Below are 19,894 nucleotides of genomic sequence, written 5' to 3' on the forward strand. Positions count from 1 at the left end.
GACTTGGAGGGGCGCATGTCTGATCTTCCCCGGAAGGCGGTCACCCGAACCGCCAAACTGGCCGCGCTGCCACTCGGCTTCGCTGGGCGCGCGACCTGGGGGCTCGGCAAGCGGATCGGCGGCAAGTCGGCGGAGATCGTGGGGCGCGAGCTGCAGCAGCGCACGGCGGAGCAGCTCTTCAAGGTCCTCGGCGAGCTGAAGGGCGGCGCCATGAAGTTCGGACAGGCGCTGTCCGTCTTCGAGTCCGCGCTGCCGGAGGAGATCGCGGGACCGTATCGCACGGCGTTGACGAAGCTGCAGGAAGCGGCGCCCCCGATGCCGACCCGCACCGTGCACTCCGTTCTCGACGAGCGGCTCGGCGAGGACTGGCGCGACCTCTTCCTGGAGTTCGAGGACAAGCCGGCGGCCGCCGCGTCGATAGGGCAGGTCCACCGGGCCGTCTGGACGGACGGCCGTGAGGTGGCGGTCAAGGTCCAGTACCCCGGAGCGGGCGAGGCGCTGCTGTCCGACCTCACCCAGCTCAGCCGCTTCGCCCGCCTTCTGGGGCCGCTGATTCCGGGGATGGACATCAAGCCGCTCATCGCCGAGCTGCGCGACCGCGTCTCGGAGGAGCTCGACTACGGCTTGGAGGCACAGGCCCAGCAGACACACGCCGAGGAGTTCGCGGACGACCCCGACGTGGTGGTGCCCCGGGTGGTGCACCAGAGCGAGCAGGTCCTGGTGACCGAGTGGATGGACGGGACACCTCTCTCACAGGTGATCGCGGACGGCACGCAGGAGCAGCGCGACCGGGCCGGCCAGCTTCTGGCCCGCTTCCTCTTCTCCGGCCCGTCGCGCACGGGACTGCTGCACGCCGACCCGCACCCCGGCAACTTCCGTCTGCTGCCCGACGAGAAGGGTGGCTACCGCCTCGGTGTCCTCGACTTCGGCACCGTCGACCGGCTGCCCGACGGGCTGCCCCCGACCATCGGGCGGTCGCTGCGGATGACGCTGGAGGGCGAGGCCGACGCCGTGTACGACATGTTGTGCGAGGAGGGCTTCGTCAAGGAGTCCGTCGAGCTGGAACCGCAGGCGGTCCTCGACTATCTGCTGCCGATCATCGAGCCCACGGCGGTGGACGAGTACACCTTCACCCGCGCCTGGATGCGCAAGCAGGCGGCCCGGCTGGCCGATGTCCGCTCCCCTGCCTACCAGTTGGGCCGGTATCTGAACCTGCCCCCGGCGTACCTGCTGATACACCGCGTGACGACGAGCACGATCGGGGTGCTGTGCCAACTGGGCGCGACGGTACGGATGCGGGACGAGCTGGAGGAGTGGCTCCCCGGCTTCGTGGAGTACGAGGAATACGAGGAATACGAGGAATACGACGAGTACGAGGCAGCTGCGGGGCACGAAGAGACCGAGAAGGACAGCGCGGCGGCGGAGGTCTGAGCCGCTGCGGGGTTCACCGACGGTTCGCCGGCGGCCTCACCACCAGTCGGAGTCGAGGCGTCCTTCGATGGCTCTGATGTTCTCCCGCGCGCAGGCGTCGCAGAAGTAGTGGCGGGTGCCGTTCTCCACGGAGCAGGTCCAGGTCGGTGGCGTGCCTTCGGCGACCGTGCCGCAGCGGGAGCACACGAGGTTCTCCGACTCCGCGGGCCGGGGGTTCTGCTGGTCCACCGGGCGACCATATCGCCGTACCGGGTCGATCGGTGAGCACAACGCACCACGGGGGGCGGTCCGTTCGGACCGCCCCCCGCATCTGTCTGTCATCGTGCCGAGCCGCCTCAGCGGCTCTTACTGCATGACCGCGATGGCGAGCGCGCGCCGGGCACGCAGCGAGGCGCGCTCCGCGCGGCGCTGCATGCGGCGGGCCGCCATCAGGCGCTCGGCCGGGCGTTGAGCCTCGGCCTCACGCATGCGTTCGTGCATATGCGCACGAGCCATGGCTTCTGGGATGAGTTGCATCTCACGGGTCCTGTTCTGGCGCGCGGTGTGCGTGCCGGTGGTGGTGAAGTCTCGGGTCGCGGAGCCTGCGGGCTCGCTGGTGGCTGCCTTCATCGGGGCCTGCTTCTTGGGGTCGTGCGTCAGGGGACGGTCGATGGTTCCGGCGGTGCTCATGCGGCGACCGGGTTCTTGCGCGGGCGGCCACGGGGCCGCTTCCGGGCAACCACGACACCCTGGACGAACAGCTCGCCGCCCCAGACGCCCCACGGCTCACGCCGCTCCTTGGCGCCGGCGAGGCAGGCCTCCATCAGCGGGCAGGTACGGCAGAGGGACTTGGCGTACTCGACGTCGGCCGGGGACTCCGCGAAGAAGACCTCCGGGTCGTAGGCACGGCAGGGGACGGGTACGCCGAGGTTCTCGATGGCGTCGTCGAGCGCGGTGAGCGCGGTGAGGGGAGTCAAGGTCGGGTCCTCCGTGGGTGCGGGCGGGGGGAGCGTCTGTGAAGGCGGTACGGACGGGGCGTGCGCTTCGAGTTGCACGGTGGTGTTTTCCTCGTCTGGTCGTGCCGGCCTGGGTCGGCCGGTTGGCGGCTGGTACCGGGTCTTGCTGTCGGCCCCTTCGCTCTGTCTCCCTGTTTTGGGGAAAACAGAAGGGCCGCGGATCCCGGGTGGGGTTCCGCGGCCCTGAAGGCGCCTGTCTGATCGAGGATCAGACTGGATCACTCCAGGGTTCGAGCCCACGGAAGGCCCACATCGTGTGGTGCTGCGTCGTCTGCTTCCGGAATCCGGCACCGGCTGCCGCAAAGGCATAGGCCTGGGCCTGCGCCTCCGCTACTGCTGCTTCCGGTGCCTTGGTCGGTCGCTCATTGCCCTCATTGGCCTCGCGGACGGGAAGACCGGCGAGAGGCAGGGAGGAAGACATCGGACGCACGGCGGGGATGCCGCCGGACAGACCGGTGCCCTGGTTCGAGAAGCCGAGCAGGCAGGAAGCGACGACCGAGCGATCGGTCATTTTCGCGGTGCTGATGAAGCTCTCGTTGATGCTGATCACTGGAATTCGCCTCCTCTCGGCGTCTAGGGGATCGACCGAACCGATCCTGCGGACTGACAAGTACAGCACGGAACCGGGGCTTCGGAGAAGCCGCCGTTTCCGTGTTAAGAACCTATGGGTCTTCCTCGCGCATGCGCAAACTATTTTTTCGACGAGTTTGAATCATTCTCCATCGGCGCCCCTTACACGCTCCTGACCTGCACAGATAGCGAGGACATCGGCGCCGAAGCGACGAAACTTACGGACGCCGACCCCGGGGATGCGTGCCAGCTCGCCCTCGTCGTCGGGCACGGCCTCCGCGATGGCGATCAAGGTTTTGTCCGTGAAGACGCAGTACGCGGGCTGCCCCAGCTCCCTCGCCTGGCCGGAGCGCCACTCCCGCAACCGTTCGTAGAGCCCTTCGTCCATGTCGGACGGGCAGGCCTCGCACCGCATGAGCTTCATCTCGCCCGCGTCGGTCAGCGTCCGTCCGCAGACCCGGCACCGGGCCGGGGTACGGCTCTTGCGCTCACGGCGGCCCGCCGCCGTGACGGTCGTCCCGCCCCCGCTGCCGCGCTCGACGCCACCGGGACCGCCACCCGCGGCACGGGCCGCCGAACCCGCCCCTGAGCCCGGCCGCAGGCCGTCCAGGAAGCGGCTGGGGCGGCGGCTCGGACGGCCGCCCGGCGAGCGGGAGAGAGCCCAGGAGAGGGAGAGGTGCACGCGGGCGCGGGTGACCCCCACATAGAGGAGGCGGCGCTCCTCCTCGATCTGCTCGTCCGTCTTGGCGTACGTGATCGGCATCATGCCTTCGGCGAGGCCCACGAGGAACACGGCGTCCCACTCCAGGCCCTTTGCCGCGTGCAGCGAGGCGAGGGTGACGCCCTCCACGGTGGGTGCGTGCTGGGCGTTCGCCCGCTCGTCGAGTTCGGTCACGAGGTCGGCGAGGGTCGCCTCCGGCCTGGCCCGCGCGAAGTCCTCGGCAAGCCGCACCAGCGCGGCCAGGGACTCCCAGCGGTCACGGACCGCGCCCGAGCCCGCGGGCGGCTCGGTCGTCCAGCCCTTGGTGGAGAGCACAGCCCGCACCTGGGAGGGGAGGTCGACCACGTCGTCGAGGAGGGCGTCGTTGCCGCCGAAGCGGGCCGCGCCGCGCAGGGCCGCGCCCGCCTCGCGCACCTCGGTGCGCTCGAAGAACCGCTCGGCCCCGCGGAGCTGATAGGGCACGCCGGCGTCGGCGAGCGCCTGCTCGTAGATCTCCGACTGGGAGTTCGTACGGAAGAGGATGGCGATCTCACTGGCGGGGACGCCGTCGGCGAGGAGCGCGCGGATGCGGCGGGCGGCGCCTTCGGCCTCGGCCGGTTCGTCCACGTACTCCGTGTAGACCGGCTCGGCGCCGCGCTCGCGCTGGGAGATCAGCTCCAGGCGGTGGTCGGCGGCGCGGCCGCGGGCCTGGGAGAGCAGCCCGTTGGCCAGGTGGACCACCTGGGGGGTGGAGCGGTAGTCACGGACCAGCTTGACGACGGTCGCCCCCGGGTGGCGGGTGCGGAAGTTCAGCAGGTGGTCGGGGGTCGCGCCGGTGAAGGAGTAGATCGTCTGGCTGGCGTCGCCGACGACGCAGAGGCTGTCCCGCTCGCCGAGCCACAGCTCCAGGAGGCGCTGCTGGAGCGGGCTCACGTCCTGGTACTCGTCCACCACGAAGTGCTGGTACTGGGACCGGACCTGTTCGGCGATGTCGTGCCGGTCCTGGAGGATGCCGACGGCGAGGAGCAGCACGTCCTCGAAGTCGATCACGGCGCGGTCGCGCTTGAGGTCCTCGTACGCAGCGTAGAGCTGGGCGATCTCGGCCGGGTCGCGCGGGACGTCCCGGCCGGACTTCGCTGCGGCTGCCGCGTAGTCCGAAGGGACAGTCTGGGTGACCTTGGACCACTCGATCTCGCTGGTGAGGTCCCGCAGCTCGTTGCGGTCCAGCCGGATGCGGCAGGCGGCGGCCGCGTCCGCGACGAGCTTGATCTTGCGGTCGACGATGCGGGGCAGCGGGCCACCGACTGCTTTCGGCCAGAAGAACTGGAGCTGGCGCAGGGCCGCGGAGTGGAACGTGCGGGCCTGGACGCCGGAGGCGCCGAGCTGGCGGAGGCGGCCGCGCATCTCGCCCGCGGCGCGGTTGGTGAAGGTGACGGCCAGCACACTGGCGGGCTGGAGCATTCCGGCGCGCACCCCATAGGCGATCCGGTGCGTGATCGCCCGTGTCTTGCCGGTGCCGGCACCCGCGAGGACGCACACCGGCCCGTGCAGGGCGGTGGCGACCTCGCGCTGCTCGGGGTCGAGCCCGTCGAGCACCGCGTCGGGAGAGTCCGGTACCTGCGGGAAGAGGGTGGAGTGCGTTGCTGATGTCACCCAGCCAGCTTGCCAGGTCGCGGGGGACGGGTGAGCCGGTTGTCCACAGGGAGGCGGAGCCGGTCGTACTAATACGGGAATGGTGGCCGGGTCGCGTACGTTCGATCCATTGCGATGACGCACCCCGAGCAACGAAGGAGCACAAAAGACATGCCGGGCACTGTGACGATGTACAGCACCACGTGGTGCGGCTACTGCCGCCGCCTCAAGGGCCAGATGGACCGTGAGGGCATCGCGTACACCGAGATCAACATCGAGCACGACCCGGACTCCGCGGCCTTCGTCGAGAAGGCGAACGGCGGAAACCAGACGGTTCCCACCGTTCTCTTCCCGGACGGTTCGACGCTCACGAACCCCTCGCTGGCGCAGGTCAAGCAGAAGCTGGCCGTCTGAGCGGCTTAGCGGCTTAGCGGCTTAGCCGACGCTCCCCGGCTTCGGCAGGGGCTTGCCGTACCAGAGCTCGATCAGCCGGGCCGCAATCGAGATGCCGTAGGGAGGCAGGACCTCCCCGGACTCGAATGCGGCCCGCAGGTCTTCCCGGGAGAACCAGCGGGCCTCGTGGATCTCCTCGCCGTCGACGTTGATCTCCGAAGAGGTGGCGTCGGCCATGAAGCCCAGCATGAGGCTGGAGGGGAAGGGCCAGGGCTGGCTCGCGACGTACTCGACGTCGCCGACCGTGACTCCCGCCTCCTCGAAGACCTCGCGCCGCACCGACTGCTCGATGGACTCCCCCGGCTCGACGAAGCCCGCGAGGGTGGAGAAGCGTCCTTCGGGCCAGTGCATCTGGCGGCCGAGGAGGATGCGGTCCTCGCTGTCCCTGACGGCCATGATCACGGCGGGGTCCGTGCGCGGGTAGTGCTCGGCGCCGCAGGCCTGGCAGCGGCGGATGTGGCCGGCCGCCGCGATGACGGTGCGCTCGCCGCAGCGCGAGCAGAAGCGGTGCAGTCGCTGCCAGTTCTCCAGGGCGACGGCGTGCACCATCAGGCCCGTGTCCCGCGGGGAGAGCAGCAGCCCGGCCTCGCGCAGTCCGGCGGGGCGCGCCGACTGGTCCATGCGGCCCGGCAGGGTGTCCTTCTGGAGTGCGAAGTAGCTGACGCCGTCGTCGTCCGTGCCCAGGAAGTAGCGGTGCTCCTCCGTGAGGGGGGCTTCAAAGGACGGTGTCATCACCAGTTCGGTGTCGCCCTCCGGTGTCTCGTCGATGAGCACCTGGCCACCGGAGACCACGAAGACCCGGGTCGTGGGGTGGCTCCAGGCGGCGGCCAGCCACGCCTCGTCCATGCGGTGGTGCGCCGCGCGGTCGATGCCGCTCTGCGCGGTCAGCGAGAGGGGCCGGTCTGCGGTGCGGTCGGTCCAGGTGGTCACAGGTGCTTCCAACTCCCCCGATGGAATGGGTTGTTCGGTGGGACGGGTCCGGCGGTCCGGCGGTTCTCAGTGTGCATCGCGCCAGTTCTCCGCGAGGTCGCCCCACAGGTAGGCGGTGGTCTCGACGCCCTTGAGCAGCAGGTCGATCTCGACCTTCTCGTTCGGCGCGTGCCAGCCGTCGGAGGGCACGGAGATGCCGAGGAAGAGCACGGGCGCGCCGAGGACGTCCTGGAGGTCCGCGGCCGGTCCCGAGCCGCCCTCGCGCGTGAAGCGGATCTTCTGCTCGAAGGCCCGGCCCATCGCGCGCACGACGGACTGCAGGGCCGGGTGGTCGAGCGGGGTCAGGCACGGGCGCGTGGCGGCGCTGAAGGTGACCGTGTGGCGGATGCCGGCGGGGATGCGGTCGGCGGCCCAGGCGCGCACGGCCTTCTCCACGTGGTCGGGGTCCTGGCCCGCGACCAGCCGGAAGGACAGCTTCACCAGGGCGGACGACGGGATGATCGTCTTGCTTCCCACGCCCTGATAGCCGCCTCCGATGCCGTTGACCTCGGCGGTGGGGCGGGCCCAGATGCGCTCCAGGGTGGTGTGCCCGGCCTCTCCGCGGGTGCCGTGCGACTTGGCCGTGTTCAGCCAGCGGCCCTCGTCGAAGGGCAGCTCGGCGAAGAGTTCCCGCTCGCGGTCGGTGAGCTCGACGATGCCTTCGTAGAAGCCGGGGATCGCCACGCGCGCGTGCTCGTCGTGGAGGGCGGCGACGAGGCGGGCGACCTCGGTGGCGGGGTTCGGCACGGCACCGCCGAAGGAGCCGGAGTGGATGTCCTGGTCGGGGCCGTGCAGTTCGATCTCGCACTCGGCGAGGCCGCGCATGCCCGTGCAGACGGTCGGGGTGTCCTCCGACCACATGCCGGTGTCAGAGACGATCACCGCGTCGGCGGCGATGCGGTCCTTGTGGGCCTCGACGAGCGCGCGGAAGTGCGGTGAGCCGGACTCCTCCTCGCCCTCGACGAGCAGCTTGAGGTTGACCGCGGGCGCCGTGCGGCCGGTGGCCGCGAGGTGGGCGCGGACGCCGAGGGTGTGGAAGAAGACCTGACCCTTGTCGTCGGCGGCACCGCGCGCGTGGAGGCGCTTGCCCTGGACGACGGGCTCGAAGGGGTCGGTGTTCCAGCCGTCCTCGCGGGCCGCGGGCTGGACGTCGTGGTGGCCGTAGACGAGGACGGTGGGGGCCTGCGGGTCGTCGGAGGGCCACTCGGCGAAGACAGCGGGGGCCCCGGGCGTCTCCCAGATCTCCGCGGTCGGGAAGCCGGTCTCCTTGAGTGCGGCGGCGAGCCATTCCGCGCTGCGGCGCACGTCCCCGGCGTGGTCGGGCTGAGCCGACACGGACGGGATGCGCAGCCACTCGGCGAGGTCGTCGAGGAAGGCGGCGCGGTGGTTCTCGATGTACGTGCGGACGGCGCTGTCCGGTGTCTCGCTCATGGTCACGAGCCTATCCGCCATCCGGGGCCGGCTCGTCCGGCGGCTCGTCACCGGGGACACCGGCCGGTTCGTCCAGCAGGAGGCGTTCCAGCCGGGCACGGTCCGGGAGGTCCCTCGGGCAGGCGGTCTCCCCACTGCGTACGTAGAGGAAGGCGGCCTTCACCGACTCCAGGGGGACGCCCTGCTGCTCGGCCCAGGCGAGGCGGTAGACGGCGAGCTGGAGGGGGTCGGCGGTGCGGGTGCGGCTGGTCTTCCAGTCGACGATCTCGTACGTCGCGTCGGCGCCGTCACCTTCCTTGTAGACGGCGTCGATGCGGCCCCTGATGACGCGGCCCGCGATCACGAACTGGAAGGGGACCTCGACGCGGTAGGGCGCGCGGTGGGCGTACTCGGTGCGTTCGAACGCTTCCTTGAGTGCGTCCAGGTCCCGCTCGTCGGCGATCTCGGCCTCGTCGGGGCCGCTGCCCGGCAGGTCTTCCGGGAAGTGCATCGGCAGGGTGAGCTCTTCGAAGCGGGACTCGATCCAGGCGTGGAAGCGGGTGCCTCGGCGGGCCGCGGGCTGCGGCGGGCGCGGCATGGGCCGTGCGAGGTCCCGCGCGAAGCCGTCCGGGTCGGCGGCCAGGCGCATCAGTTCGGACGCGGTGAGCGACGGCGGCACGGGAACGTCCCTGACGGCCTCGCGGGCGCGCAGGAGCTCGCCGGTGAGGGCATCCAGGTCCCGGTCCCAGGAGGCGAGAGTGCGGGCTTCCTCCGGGGTGAGCCGGGTGCCGGGCTCCTCCGGGGCGGGGCGGCTGTCCGGGACGCGGTCGGCGGGGTGCGGGCGGGCGTCGGGTACGGGGGCGGGGTGCGGCACGCGCGCGTGGCCGTCCCTGCCCGGTGCGTCCGCGGGGTGCGGGGCCGCCGGGCGCTCGGTGGCCAGCGAGTCCCAGTCCGCCGGGTCGGCGTCGGGGGCGCCGAGGTCTTCGTAGGGAGGTTCGTCATCCTCCGGAGGGGGTGGCCATTCCGGGTCGTCGGCCGGGGGCACGTCGTCATGCGCCGACGGGTGGGCCTCTACGTGGGAGCGGGCGGGCTCCGGGGTGCTCTCTCCCGTCAGGCGGTCCAGGTGGGCGAGGACCGTCTGCGCGGCGGCGCGGCGGCGGGCCAGGGAGGCATCGTCCAGCGGGAGGGGCCACGCCTGGTCGGCGGTCGCCTCGTGGAGGGCGGGGTTCTCCTCGTCCTCGGCCGGCGCGTCGGCCCATGCCTCGATCTCGCCGTGGCCGGCCGCGCAGTGGTCGTGCAGGGCCTGGAGGAAGTCCGAGGGGCCGCGCGGCTTCTTCTGGGAGGGGCCCCACCAGTGGCCCGATCCCAGGAGGAGGGAGCGGGGGCGGGTAAAGGTCACGTATCCGAGGCGGAGTTCCTCCGTGCGCTGGTGGTCCTTCATCGCTTCGTGGAAGGCCTTCATGCCCTTGGCGTCCCACGCGTCGATGTCGGGCAGTGTGGCCGCGTCGCCGCGCAGCTCGTGCGGGACGACCTTGGCCTGGGCCGTCCACTTCTCGCGCCCCTGCGCGCTCGGGAAGACGCCGTTGACCAGGCCGGGGACGGCGACGACGTCCCACTCCAGGCCCTTGGACTTGTGGGCGGTGAGCGCCTTGACGGTGTTCTCGCCGCCCGGCAGGGCGTTGTCGAGGCCCTTCTCGTACTGCGCGGCGGTGCGCAGGAAGCCGAGGAAGGCGAGGAGTGACGCACCGCTGTCGTTCGCGGCGAAGGAGGCGGCGACGTCCAGGAAGTTGGACAGCGTCTCGCGGCGGCGGGCCGCCAGGGCGCCTGGGGACGCGGAGAGCTCCACCTCGAGCCCGGTCACGGCGAGCACGCGGTGCAGCACGTCCATCAGCGGGTCGGCCAGCGATCGGCGGAGCTCGCGCAGTTCGGCGGCGAGCCGGGCGAAGCGCACCCTGGCGTCCGCCGAGAAGGGCAGCCCATCGTCCGCTCCGGAGGCGTCGGCCGGGTCGAGGGGTGACTCCAGGAACGTGTCCAGCGCGTCCGCGAGCGATATCACCTCGGCCGGGTCGACTCCTTCGACGGCTTCGGCGAGGCGTCGGTCCGGGTCGTCGGGAGCGGCGTGCCCGGGGCGGACTAGGAGGCGGGCCCTGCGGCCCAGGAGGGCGAGGTCGCGGGCGCCGATGCGCCAGCGCGGGCCGGTCAGGAGCCGCACCAGGGAGGCGTTCGCCCCCGGGTCCTGGAGGACTTCGCAGACGGCGACGAGGTCGGCGACCTCGGGGAGGTGCAGCAGTCCGGAGAGGCCGACGACCTCCACCGGGATGTCACGGGCGACCAGCGCGGACTGGATCTCGGCGAAGTCGGTCGCCGTGCGGCACAGGACGGCGATCTCGCCGGGCGACTTGCCGGTGCGGACGAGGTGGGCGATCGAGTCGGCGAGCCAGTCGATCTCCTCGGCGTGCGTGCGCAGCAGGGCGCAGCGCACCACGCCGTCGCGCTCGGCGCCCGGCGCGGGGCGCAGGGCCTCCACGCCCGCGTGCATGGCGCGCAGGGGCTCCGCGAGGCCGTTGGCGAGGTCGAGGAGGCGGCCGCCGCTGCGGCGGTTCTCGCTGAGCGCGTGGCGGGTGGCGGGGCTGCCGTCGGCGTACGCGAAGTGCTCGGGGAAGTCGTCGAGGTTGGCCACGGATGCGCCGCGCCAGCCGTAGATGGCCTGACAGGGGTCGCCGACCGCGGTCACCGGGTGGCCCGTGCCGCCTCCGAAGAGGCCGGACAGGAGGATGCGCTGGGCGACCGACGTGTCCTGGTACTCGTCGAGGAGGACGACGCGGAATTCGTCGCGGAGGATCTCGCCGACTTCCGCGCGGGTACGGGCCAGTGTCGCGGAGAGGGCGATCTGGTCACCGAAGTCGAGGAGGTCGCGGGAGCGCTTGGCCGCACGGTAGTGCCCGACGAGCTCGGCCAGTTCGAGCCGGGCCGCCGCGGTCTCGGGGACCTTGCGCAGGTCGGCGTTGGTGAGCTTCGCACCTTCCAATGCCTGCAGCAGTCCGGTGTCGTAGGCGCGGAGCCGCTCGGGCTGTACGAGGTGTTCGGCGAGCTCGCTGTCGAGGGCGAGGAGATCGCTGACGAGGTCGGGGAAGGAGCGGGTCAGCGCGGGGTAGGGCCCGGGGGCCTCGCGGAGCACGCGCGCGGCGAGCTGGAAGCGGGTGGCGTCGGCGAGGAGGCGGGAGGTCGGCTCCAGGCCGATGCGCAGGCCGTGGTCGGTGAGGAGGCGGCCCGCGAAGGCGTGGTACGTGGAGATGACCGGCTCGCCCGGCGGATTGTCCGGGTCGACCGCGTCGGGGTCGGTGACGCCCGCCCTGATGAGGGCCCGGCGCACGCGCTCGGCGAGCTCCCCCGCCGCCTTGTTCGTGAACGTCAGGCCGAGGACCTGCTCCGGAGCGACCTGACCGGTGCCGACCAGCCACACCACGCGCGCCGCCATCACTGTCGTCTTGCCCGACCCCGCTCCGGCAACGATCACCTGCGGGGCGGGCGGCGCGGTGATGCACGCCGTCTGCTCCGGGGTGAACGGGATGCCGAGGAGCTCTTTGAGCTGCTCGGGGTCGGTGATGCGAGGTGACACGTCAGAGAGGCTAGCGGTGGCCACTGACAACCGGGGCGGGCCCGGATGTGAGCGGCCACCGCGCGCTCATGGGACGGGTGACGTCAGGAACCGGAAGCGAGCTTCTGCGGGTCGACGACGTCCTTGGCCGGCGGGGCCTTGACGTCGACGGGCTTGCCGTAACCGCCGAAGGTGATCGAGCCCGGGTCGTCGCTGCCCTTGTTCACGACCTTCAGGAAGTAGGGCTTGCCTTCCATGGCGACGTAGAAGGTGGTGGTCTCCTTGCCCTTCTTCTGGGTGAGGACGGCGGCCTTCTTGCCGTCGACCTCGGAGTCGTCCTCACGCTTCAGGTTCTTGAGCTTGTCGGACTTGAACATGTCGTCCGGGTTGCAGACGCTGTCCTCCTTGGCGGCCGACTTCACCCAGCGGCCCTTGACGAGCTCGGCTGCGGCGCTGCCGCCCTGGCCCTCCCAGAACTTGTCGTCGGCCTTGACGTACGAGACCTTTCCGACGGAGAGGAACTCGGCGGTGCCCGACTTCTGCGAGCCCATCGTGCCCTTGCAGTCGCCGGACTCGGCGACGGCGAACTCGATGTTGCTCGCCTCGCCCTTCTGCTTCATCTGGCCCTTCATCGTGAAGGAACCGGCGTCCTTGGAAGCCTTGGATGCCTTGTCGGCGATCTTGTCGGCGCTCATGCCGTCGAAGGGGTCCTTGTCACCGCCGTCGCCACCGCAGCCGGTGACACCGATGACGGCGGCGGCACACGCCGCGGCCACTGCCAGGAGCTTCCGGTTGGCTGCCATATACGCGCTTCTCCTCGAAAAGGTGCACCCTCAGCCGGCGCACAGTATGTCTTTACGGAGACTTTAGATTGCTTCTGGGGCTGCTATGCCCGCGGGTGACGTGACGTGACAATCGCCACGGGTGCGACGGGCCGGGTCACTCCACCACGTGGCGGCCCTCCGGGCGTGCGCTGCACGAGGCACGGAAGGCGCAGTGGGTGCAGTGCTGGCCCGTGGTGGGCGTGAAGCGTTCGTCGAGGACCTTGCCCGCGGCTGTCGCGAGGAGGTCGCCGATCCACTCTCCGGAGAGTGCCTCCTGGGCCTGCACCTTCGGAAGGGCCTCGCCGCCGTTCTTCTTGGCGGCGCCCTGGCGCAGCTGCACCAGTTCGGCCCCGCCCGGTTCGGGACGTACGCCTTCGAAGAGCTCGTCGGCGGCGCCCTCGCGGACCGCCAGCTGATAGACGGCGAGCTGCGGGTGGCGGGCGACCTCGGCGGCGGTCGGGGCCTGCTTGCCGGTCTTGAAGTCGACTACGTAGGCACGGCCTTCCGCGTCTTGTTCGACCCGGTCCATGGAGCCCCGCACGCGCACTTCGTAGGGACCCGCTTCCAGAGTCACGTCGAAGTCGTGCTCGCTGGCGACGGGGGCGCGGCCCGCGCGGGCGCCGTTGGAGTCGACATGCCACTGGAGGAAGCGCTCCAGCGCCACGCGCGCGTGCTCCTTCTCCTGCGCCGACTTCCAGGGAGCGTCGAACGCGAGCGCGTCCCACACCGAGTCGAGGCGCTCCATGAGGACGTCGAGGTCGGCGGGCGTGCGCCCGGAGGCCACCTCGTCGGCCAGGACGTGCACCACGTTGCCGAAGCCCTGGGCGGCGGTCGCGGGTGCGTCCGCCTTCACCTCACGGCCGAGGAACCACTGCAGGGAGCAGGTGTTGGCGAGCTGGTCGAGTGCACTTCCGGAGAGCACGACGGGCTTGTCGCGGTCCCTGAGGGGGACCGCGCTCGCCGTCGGTTCGTACATGCCCCACCAGCGGTAGGGGTGCGCCGCCGGCACGAGGGGGCGGCCGTCGGCGTCTCTGAGGGCGGCGAGGCGGGCCAGGCGCTGGGCCGCCGCCTCGCGCAGGGTGTCCGTGACGCGCGGGTCGACGGTGGTGGCGCGCAGCTCGGCGACGAGCGCGGCGACGGACAGGGGGCGGCGCGGGCGGCCTGTTATGTCCTTGGGTTCGACGCCGAGTTCGGTGAGGAAGCGGGACGGCTGGTCGCCGTCGTCCGCCGGCGCCTTCACCGCGGTCACGACGAGGCGTTCACGCGCGCGCGTGGCCGCTACGTAGAACAGACGGCGCTCTTCGGAGAGGAGCGCTCCAGGCGTGAGCGGTTCGGCCAGACCGTCGCGGCCGATGCGGTCGGCCTCCAGGAGGGAGCCGCGGCGGCGCAGATCGGGCCAGAGACCTTCCTGGACGCCCGCGACGACGACGAGCCGCCACTCCAGGCCCTTGGAGCGGTGCGCCGTCATCAGGCGTACAGCGTCGGGGCGTGCCGCCCGGCGCGTGAGCGTGTCCGCGGCGATGTCCTGCGCCTCGGTCTCCTCCAGGAAGTTGAGAGCGCCCCGCCCGCCCGTGCGCTCCTCCGCGCGGGCCGCGGCGGCGAACAGGGCGCACACCGCGTCGAGGTCACGGTCGGCGTTGCGGCCGGCCGCGCCGCCGCGGCGCGCGGTGCGCTCCAGGCGCCTGGGCCACGGCGTGCCGTCCCACAGCTCCCACAGCGCCTCCTCGGCGGTGCCGCCGCCCGCGAGGCGCTCCCGGGCCTTACGGAGCAGCGCGCCGAGCCGCTGGGCTCCCCGTGCGTACGTCGGATCGTGCGCGACGAGCCGCTCCGGCTCTGCGAGGGCGCGGGCGAGCAGTTCGTCGGAGGGCGGCGGCAGGTGGTTGCCCGCCGCCCGCTCCTCCTCGCGCAGGGCGCGTCCCAGGCGGCGCAGATCGGCGGCGTCCATGCCGGCCAGGGGGGAGGTGAGGAGGGTCAGGGCAGTCTCGGTGTCGAGCCAGGCGGGGGTGGTGGGTTCGGGGCCGGGTGAGGTGGCTTCCGCGCCGGACACGGCGGCTTCCGTGCCGGACACGGCGGCATCCGTGCCGTCGGAGGCGGCGGCTTCCGTGCCGTCGCAGGCGGCGGCTTCCATGCCGTCGCAGGCGGCGGCTTCCATGCCGTCGCAGGCGGCTTCAGCGCTCTCCGGGACGGCCGTCTCCGGATCAGCTGTCTCCGAAACGACCGCCTCCGCATCAGCCGTCTCCGAAACGACCGCCGTGGCCACCACCCGAAGTGCCGTCAGGAGCGGCGTCACCGCCGGCTCGTGGCGCAGGGCGATGTCGTCGCCGTCGATCTCCAGGGGGACACCTGCCGCGCTAAGGCTGCGGCGGACGGCGGGGATCGTGCGGGCGCCCGCACGGACCAGGACCGCCATCTCCCCCCACGGGACGCCGTCCTCCAGGTGCGCGCGGCGCAGGATGTCCGCGATGTTGTCGAGCTCCGTGCCGGCGGTCGGGTACGTGTACACCTCGACGCGGCCGCCGTCCCTGACCGGCGACAGCTCGCGGTGGGCCCGCACCTTCTCCGCAGGAAGCCTGGTCAGCGGCATGCGCCGGGTGAGCAGCCGGGTGGCGTCGAGGAGCTGCTCGCCCGACCTGCGGGACGTCGTCAGGACCGCGACGGGCGCCGGGGTGCCGTCCACGCGCGGGAAGTCGTGCGGGAACTCCAGGATGCCGTTCACATCGGCGCCCCGGAAGGTGTAGATCGACTGGTCGGGGTCGCCGAAGGCGACGAGGTTGCGCCCCCCGCCGGCCAGCGCGTGCAGCAGCCGTACCTGGGCCGGATCGGTGTCCTGGTACTCGTCCACGAACACCGCGTCGTACTGCGCGCCGAGCGCCCGCGCCACTTCGGGACGGCGCGCGAGCAGCACCGCGCGGTGCACCAGCTCCGCGTAATCGAGCACTCCTTGGAGGTCGAGCACGTCCAGGTACTCGGCGAGGAAGGCCGCCGCCGCTCCCCAGTCGGGCCGTCCGCTGCGACGCGCGAAGGCGTCCAGTGCGTCCGGTCCGAGGCCCAGCTCACGGCTGCGGGCCAGGACCGCGCGCACCTCGTCGGCGAAGCCGCGGGTGGTGAGGCAGGCGCGCAGTTCGTCCGGCCAGCGGATGTGCCCGTGGCCCTCCTGCGCGAGGTCGATCTGGCCCGCGAGCAGTTCACGTACCGCCACGTCCTGCTCGGGTCCCGACAGGAGCCGCAGCGGCTCCACGAACAGGTCGGCGTCCTGGTGGGCCCGGACGAGGGCGTAGCAGAAGGAGTGGAACGTGGTGGCCTGCGGGGCGCGCGCCGCCCCTATGCGCAGCGCCATGCGGTCGCGCAGCTCCACCGCCGCCTTGCGGCTGAAGGTGAGCACGAGGATCCGCGCGGGGTCCCCGCCCTCGGCGACCCGGGCGGCGACGGCCTCCACGAGGGTGGTGGTCTTGCCCGTGCCGGGCCCCGCCAGAACCAGCAGCGGCCCCCGCTTGTGGTCAACCACACCCTGCTGACCTGCGTCCAAGCGAGGGGGATCCATCGGAGCCGGCGGTGTACGCACCAGTCGGTAGACATCCCGGGTCCCCTGTCGTACCTGGTGGTGCGACGGGTGCCGGATGTGCCGAGTGGAAGAAGGGGAACTCACGTGGGTCGCCGGTCCTGGTGGGTGTGCTGGTCGAAGAGCGGCTGCGCGGTGGCCGCGGGGTGAAGGGGGTGTGTGCTGTCGACGCTACGCCAGTGGGCGCGGAGGACGCGTGGCTTCCCCCGTACGGGCCACCGGTCCCCCGTCGGGCCGCCGGATGCCGGAAGCTGTCAGGTGTGAGCCTCCGGAGCCCGAGGGCGCGTGTGCCCCGCAGCGTCGCCTTCAGCCCCGCCTGCCGCGCCGCCGTCCCACCGGGCCTGCCGCATGTCGAGCTTCGGGACATGCCCCTGGGCGGCGCGCGACGCCTGTCGCAGCGGTGTGCCCTCCTCGCGGTACCGCTCCAGGGCACGCAGTTCGTGGCCCGGCAGCAGCACGCCGTCCGAGCGCACCACGCGCCACCACGGGACACCCCCTCCGTAGAGGGCCATGACGCGGCCGACCTGTCGCGGGCCGCCCTCCTCCAGCCACTCGGCCACGTCTCCGTAGGTCATCACCCGACCCGGAGGGATCAGTTCCGCGACCTCCAGGACCCGTTCCGCGTACTCCGGCAACTCGCTCATCCGGTCCATCCTGCCGCATCCCACCGACACGGTGACGGGCTCGGCACAGAGTGTGCCGCAGCCCGGACGGCAGGGCGCAAAGTGTCGTTTCGTGACCACTTCGCAGCCTTGCGTTGCCCCCTGATGCCTCCCTCCACGAGCAGGACATGCCACCATCGTGCGGGCGGTGACTGGTGATACGAGATCAAGAAGAGACGACGGAGCGGCAGGGCGTGCATCCCGATGAGAAGGCGGGCACCTCTGCGTCCGAGTCACACCCGGACACCGGTGAGCGCGCCCTGACCAGCGAGAACGACGAAAAGCAGGGCGTCGGACACGACGCCGGCCACGACCTCGGCCAGGGGTCCGACTGCGCCGACGCCGGGGCGCACACCGACCGCGTCGCGGGCGACGAACCGCTCCTCGCGGCGCGCGTGCACCGCCCCTCCGACCTCATGCGGCTCCTCGTCGGCGTCCTCGCCATCGCGGTGCTGCTCGCCATCGCCGCGTTCGCACACGGCACGACGTCCGGGCTCGAACAGGACATCGACAAGGGCACGGAGCAGGCGCCCGATCTGCTGATCAAGGTCGCCGGTCTGATCGCCAGCATCGGTGTGCTGCTCGTCCCCGTCGCCTTCGCGATCGAGCGGCTGATCAAGCGGGACGGGCTCCGCATCGCCGACGGCGTGCTGGCCGCCGTGCTCGCGCACGGCGTGACGCTGGCCACCGACCTCTGGGTCGCGAAGGCCGCCCCCGACTCCATCCAGGACGCGCTGACCAAGCCGTCCCCCGCCGACCTCCACGCGTTCACCGATCCGGTGCACGGCTATCTCGCGCCCGTGATCGCGTACATGACGGCCGTCGGCATGTCCCGCAGACCGCGCTGGCGCCTGGTGCTGTTCGTGGTGCTGCTGCTCGACGCGTTCACGATGCTGGTCACCGGCTACACGACGCCGTTCTCGATCATCCTGACGGTGCTCATCGGCTGGGCCGTGGCGTACGGAACGCTCTACGCGGTCGGCTCACCGAACGTGCGGCCGACCGGGCAGACGCTGCTCGTGGGCCTGCGGCACGTCGGCTTCCGCCCCGTGAGCGCCGCCCGCGAGGAAGCCCCGGACAGCGAGCACGGCGACCGCGGCCGCCGCTATTTCGTCACTTTGGAAGACGGTCCACCGCTCGACGTCACGGTCATCGACCGCGAGCAGCAGGCGCAGGGCTTCTTCTACCGCGTCTGGCGGCGGCTCACCCTGCGGGGCATCACCCAGCGGCGCAGCCTCCAGTCGCTGCGCCAGGCCCTGGAGCAGGAGGCCCTTCTCGCGTACGCGGCCATCGCGGCCGGGGCGAACGCGCCCAAGCTGATCGCGACCTCCGAGCTCGGCCCCGACGCCGTGATGCTCGTCTACGAGCACACGGGGGGCCGCTCCCTGGACTCTCTGCCGGACGACGCCATCACGGACGAACTGCTGTGCGACACCTGGCGGCAGGTGCAGGCACTGCAGTCCCGGCGGATCGCGCACCGCAGGCTCGCGGGCGACGCGATTCTGGTGGATCGTTCCGGCACCGTGATCCTCACGGACCTGCGCGGCGGTGAGATCGCCGCGGGCGACCTGGTCCTGCGCATCGACATCGCCCAGCTCCTGGCCGCACTCGGCCTGCGGGTGGGCGCCGAGCGCGCGGTCGCCACCGCCGTCGAGATCCTCGGCCCGGACGCGGTGGCCGACTGTCTGCCCCTGCTGCAGCCCATCGCCCTCACCCGCTCCACCCGCTCCACGCTGGCCAAGCTGGCCCGGGAACGGTCCCAGCGCGAGCGCGAGGCCGTCCTGGAAGCCTCCCGCAAGTCCCGGCAGACCGTACGCGCGGAGGTCTCCGAGGACGGCCGGCCGGACAAGCAGGCGGACAAGCAGGCCCAGAAGCAGGAGAAGCAGGCGGCCAAGCAGGAGCGGCAGGCCGAGAAACAGGCCATAGACGACGCCCTGGAGCAGGCCCGCGAGGAGGATCTGCTCACCCAGATCCGCCATCAGGTCCTGCTCATCCGCCCGACGGCACCGGTCGAGCCGGCGCAGCTGGAGCGGATCAGGCCGCGCACACTGATCAGCTTCATCGCCGGTGCCATCGGCGCCTACTTCCTGCTGTCACAGCTCACTCACGTCGAATTCGGCACCCTCTTCCAGGAGGCGGAGTGGGGCTGGGTGGCCGCCGCGGTGGGCTTCTCCGCGCTGAGTTACTTCGCCGCCGCGATGAGCCTGCTGGGCTTCGTGCCGGAGCGGGTGCCGTTCCTACGCGCGGTGGCGGCGCAGGTCGCCGGGTCGTTCGTGAAGATCGTGGCGCCCGCGGCGGTCGGCGGTGTCGCGCTGAACACACGGTTCCTGCAGCGGTCCGGGGTGCGCTCGGGACTCGCGGTGGCGAGTGTCGGTGCCTCGCAGCTCTTCGGGCTCGGCTCGCACATCCTGCTGCTGTTGATCTTCGGCTATCTGACGGGGACGGAGAAGACGCCGTCGTTCACGCCGTCCCGCACCGTCATCGCCGGTCTGCTGTCGGTCGCGGTGCTGGTCCTCGTGGTGACCGCCATCCCGTTCCTGCGGAAATTCGTCGTCACGCGCGTGCGGTCGCTTTTCGCCGGTGTCGTGCCGCGCATGCTGGACGTGCTGCAGCGGCCGCAGAAGCTGCTCACAGGCATCGGCGGGATGCTGCTGCTCACCCTGATGTTCGTGCTCTGCCTGGACGCCTCGGTGCGTGCGTTCGGCAACGAAGAGATGACGTCGCTGAGCCTCGCGAGCGTCGCGGTCGTCTTCCTCGCGGGCAACGCCCTGGGGTCGGCGGCACCGACGCCCGGCGGTGTGGGCGCGGTCGAGGCGACGCTGACCCTCGGTCTGATCGCGGTGGGCGTGCCCAAGGACGTGGCGGCGCCCGCGGTGCTGCTCTACCGGCTCCTGACGCTGTGGCTTCCGGTCCTTCCGGGGTGGCTGTTCTTCAACCACCTGACAAGGAAGGGACTGCTCTGACCGCACGGACGCGGTCCGCCGGATCACCGAGGGCTGACGCCGACGGCCGGCAAGCCTCCAGCATCCTCAGGAGTCGATTCCTCACCCACACGGCCCGTGCCCCGAGCGTCCTGTCAGCTCCCCCTTCA

The 19,894-nt window shown here is 71.6% G+C and carries 14 protein-coding genes; 3 read left to right on the top strand and 11 right to left on the bottom strand.

From position 1 onward, the window contains the following. Window positions 1-15: 15 nt before the first annotated feature. Window positions 16-1,431 (top strand): AarF/ABC1/UbiB kinase family protein, encoded by a 1,416-nt coding sequence (locus AB0N81_RS16855; protein ID WP_365358806.1) that lies wholly within the window; start codon window positions 16-18, stop codon window positions 1,429-1,431. A gap of 36 nt (window positions 1,432-1,467) precedes the next feature. Here the strand turns inward: AB0N81_RS16855 and AB0N81_RS16860 are convergent, their stop codons facing one another. The 5 genes from AB0N81_RS16860 to AB0N81_RS16880 all read right to left on the bottom strand — a co-directional run bounded on the left by AB0N81_RS16860 (window position 1,468) and on the right by AB0N81_RS16880 (window position 5,430). Next, a complete protein-coding gene (locus AB0N81_RS16860; protein WP_365358808.1) occupies window positions 1,468-1,659 on the bottom strand; it encodes a hypothetical protein in 192 nt (63 codons plus the stop codon). A 117-nt stretch (window positions 1,660-1,776) separates the two neighbouring features. Then, window positions 1,777-2,100, bottom strand: a complete 324-nt coding sequence (locus AB0N81_RS16865; RefSeq protein ID WP_365358810.1) for a hypothetical protein — start codon at window positions 2,098-2,100, stop codon at window positions 1,777-1,779. Next, window positions 2,097-2,465: a WhiB family transcriptional regulator gene (locus AB0N81_RS16870; RefSeq protein ID WP_055555173.1), complete on the bottom strand. Its 369-nt coding sequence runs from the start codon at window positions 2,463-2,465 to the stop codon at window positions 2,097-2,099. The genes AB0N81_RS16865 and AB0N81_RS16870 overlap by 4 nt, the downstream gene beginning before the upstream one ends. A gap of 169 nt (window positions 2,466-2,634) precedes the next feature. Further along, the gene (locus AB0N81_RS16875; RefSeq protein ID WP_365358812.1) at window positions 2,635-2,976 is read right to left on the bottom strand and encodes a hypothetical protein; all 342 of its coding nucleotides are present in this window, start codon (window positions 2,974-2,976) and stop codon (window positions 2,635-2,637) included. A gap of 162 nt (window positions 2,977-3,138) precedes the next feature. Then, window positions 3,139-5,430: an ATP-dependent DNA helicase UvrD2 gene (locus AB0N81_RS16880; protein ID WP_365358988.1), complete on the bottom strand. Its 2,292-nt coding sequence runs from the start codon at window positions 5,428-5,430 to the stop codon at window positions 3,139-3,141. Window positions 5,431-5,499: 69 nt separating this feature from the next. On the opposite strand from AB0N81_RS16880, the gene AB0N81_RS16885 reads away from it, so the two are divergent. Beyond that, entirely contained in the window at window positions 5,500-5,742 is a 243-nt protein-coding gene (locus AB0N81_RS16885; protein WP_365358814.1) for a mycoredoxin, read from the top strand. Between the two features lie 21 nt (window positions 5,743-5,763). Here the strand turns inward: AB0N81_RS16885 and nudC are convergent, their stop codons facing one another. The 6 genes from nudC to AB0N81_RS16915 form a co-directional block, all read right to left on the bottom strand. Then, the gene (gene nudC / locus AB0N81_RS16890) at window positions 5,764-6,711 is read right to left on the bottom strand and encodes an NAD(+) diphosphatase (protein WP_365358816.1); all 948 of its coding nucleotides are present in this window, start codon (window positions 6,709-6,711) and stop codon (window positions 5,764-5,766) included. Between the two features lie 66 nt (window positions 6,712-6,777). Then, entirely contained in the window at window positions 6,778-8,181 is a 1,404-nt protein-coding gene (locus AB0N81_RS16895) for a dipeptidase (RefSeq protein ID WP_365358817.1), read from the bottom strand. A gap of 10 nt (window positions 8,182-8,191) precedes the next feature. After that, a complete protein-coding gene (locus AB0N81_RS16900; protein WP_365358818.1) occupies window positions 8,192-11,779 on the bottom strand; it encodes a UvrD-helicase domain-containing protein in 3,588 nt (1,195 codons plus the stop codon). Between the two features lie 83 nt (window positions 11,780-11,862). Beyond that, a complete protein-coding gene (locus tag AB0N81_RS16905; protein ID WP_365358820.1) occupies window positions 11,863-12,561 on the bottom strand; it encodes a hypothetical protein in 699 nt (232 codons plus the stop codon). A gap of 136 nt (window positions 12,562-12,697) precedes the next feature. Continuing rightward, the gene (locus AB0N81_RS16910) at window positions 12,698-16,228 is read right to left on the bottom strand and encodes an ATP-dependent DNA helicase (protein WP_365358822.1); all 3,531 of its coding nucleotides are present in this window, start codon (window positions 16,226-16,228) and stop codon (window positions 12,698-12,700) included. Between the two features lie 167 nt (window positions 16,229-16,395). Beyond that, window positions 16,396-16,785, bottom strand: coding sequence for an MGMT family protein (locus AB0N81_RS16915; protein WP_365358824.1), 390 nt, complete (start codon window positions 16,783-16,785; stop codon window positions 16,396-16,398). A 173-nt stretch (window positions 16,786-16,958) separates the two neighbouring features. Between AB0N81_RS16915 and AB0N81_RS16920 the strand changes: the two genes are divergently transcribed. Further along, on the top strand, window positions 16,959-19,766 hold the full coding sequence (locus tag AB0N81_RS16920; RefSeq protein ID WP_365358826.1) for a lysylphosphatidylglycerol synthase domain-containing protein: 2,808 nt from the start codon (window positions 16,959-16,961) through the stop codon (window positions 19,764-19,766). Window positions 19,767-19,894: the final 128 nt, after the last annotated feature.

This window comes from Streptomyces sp. NPDC093510 (genome assembly GCF_040683555.1).
GTDB lineage: Bacteria > Actinomycetota > Actinomycetes > Streptomycetales > Streptomycetaceae > Streptomyces.

Coding starts and splice junctions, on each gene's coding strand:
- AB0N81_RS16855 (WP_365358806.1), top strand. CDS start 16: ATGTCTGATCTTCCCCGGAAGGCGGTCACCCGAACCGCCAAACTGGCC.
- AB0N81_RS16865 (WP_365358810.1), bottom strand. CDS start 2,100: ATGAGCACCGCCGGAACCATCGACCGTCCCCTGACGCACGACCCCAAG.
- AB0N81_RS16885 (WP_365358814.1), top strand. CDS start 5,500: ATGCCGGGCACTGTGACGATGTACAGCACCACGTGGTGCGGCTACTGC.
- AB0N81_RS16895 (WP_365358817.1), bottom strand. CDS start 8,181: ATGAGCGAGACACCGGACAGCGCCGTCCGCACGTACATCGAGAACCAC.
- AB0N81_RS16905 (WP_365358820.1), bottom strand. CDS start 12,561: ATGGCAGCCAACCGGAAGCTCCTGGCAGTGGCCGCGGCGTGTGCCGCC.
- AB0N81_RS16915 (WP_365358824.1), bottom strand. CDS start 16,785: ATGAGCGAGTTGCCGGAGTACGCGGAACGGGTCCTGGAGGTCGCGGAA.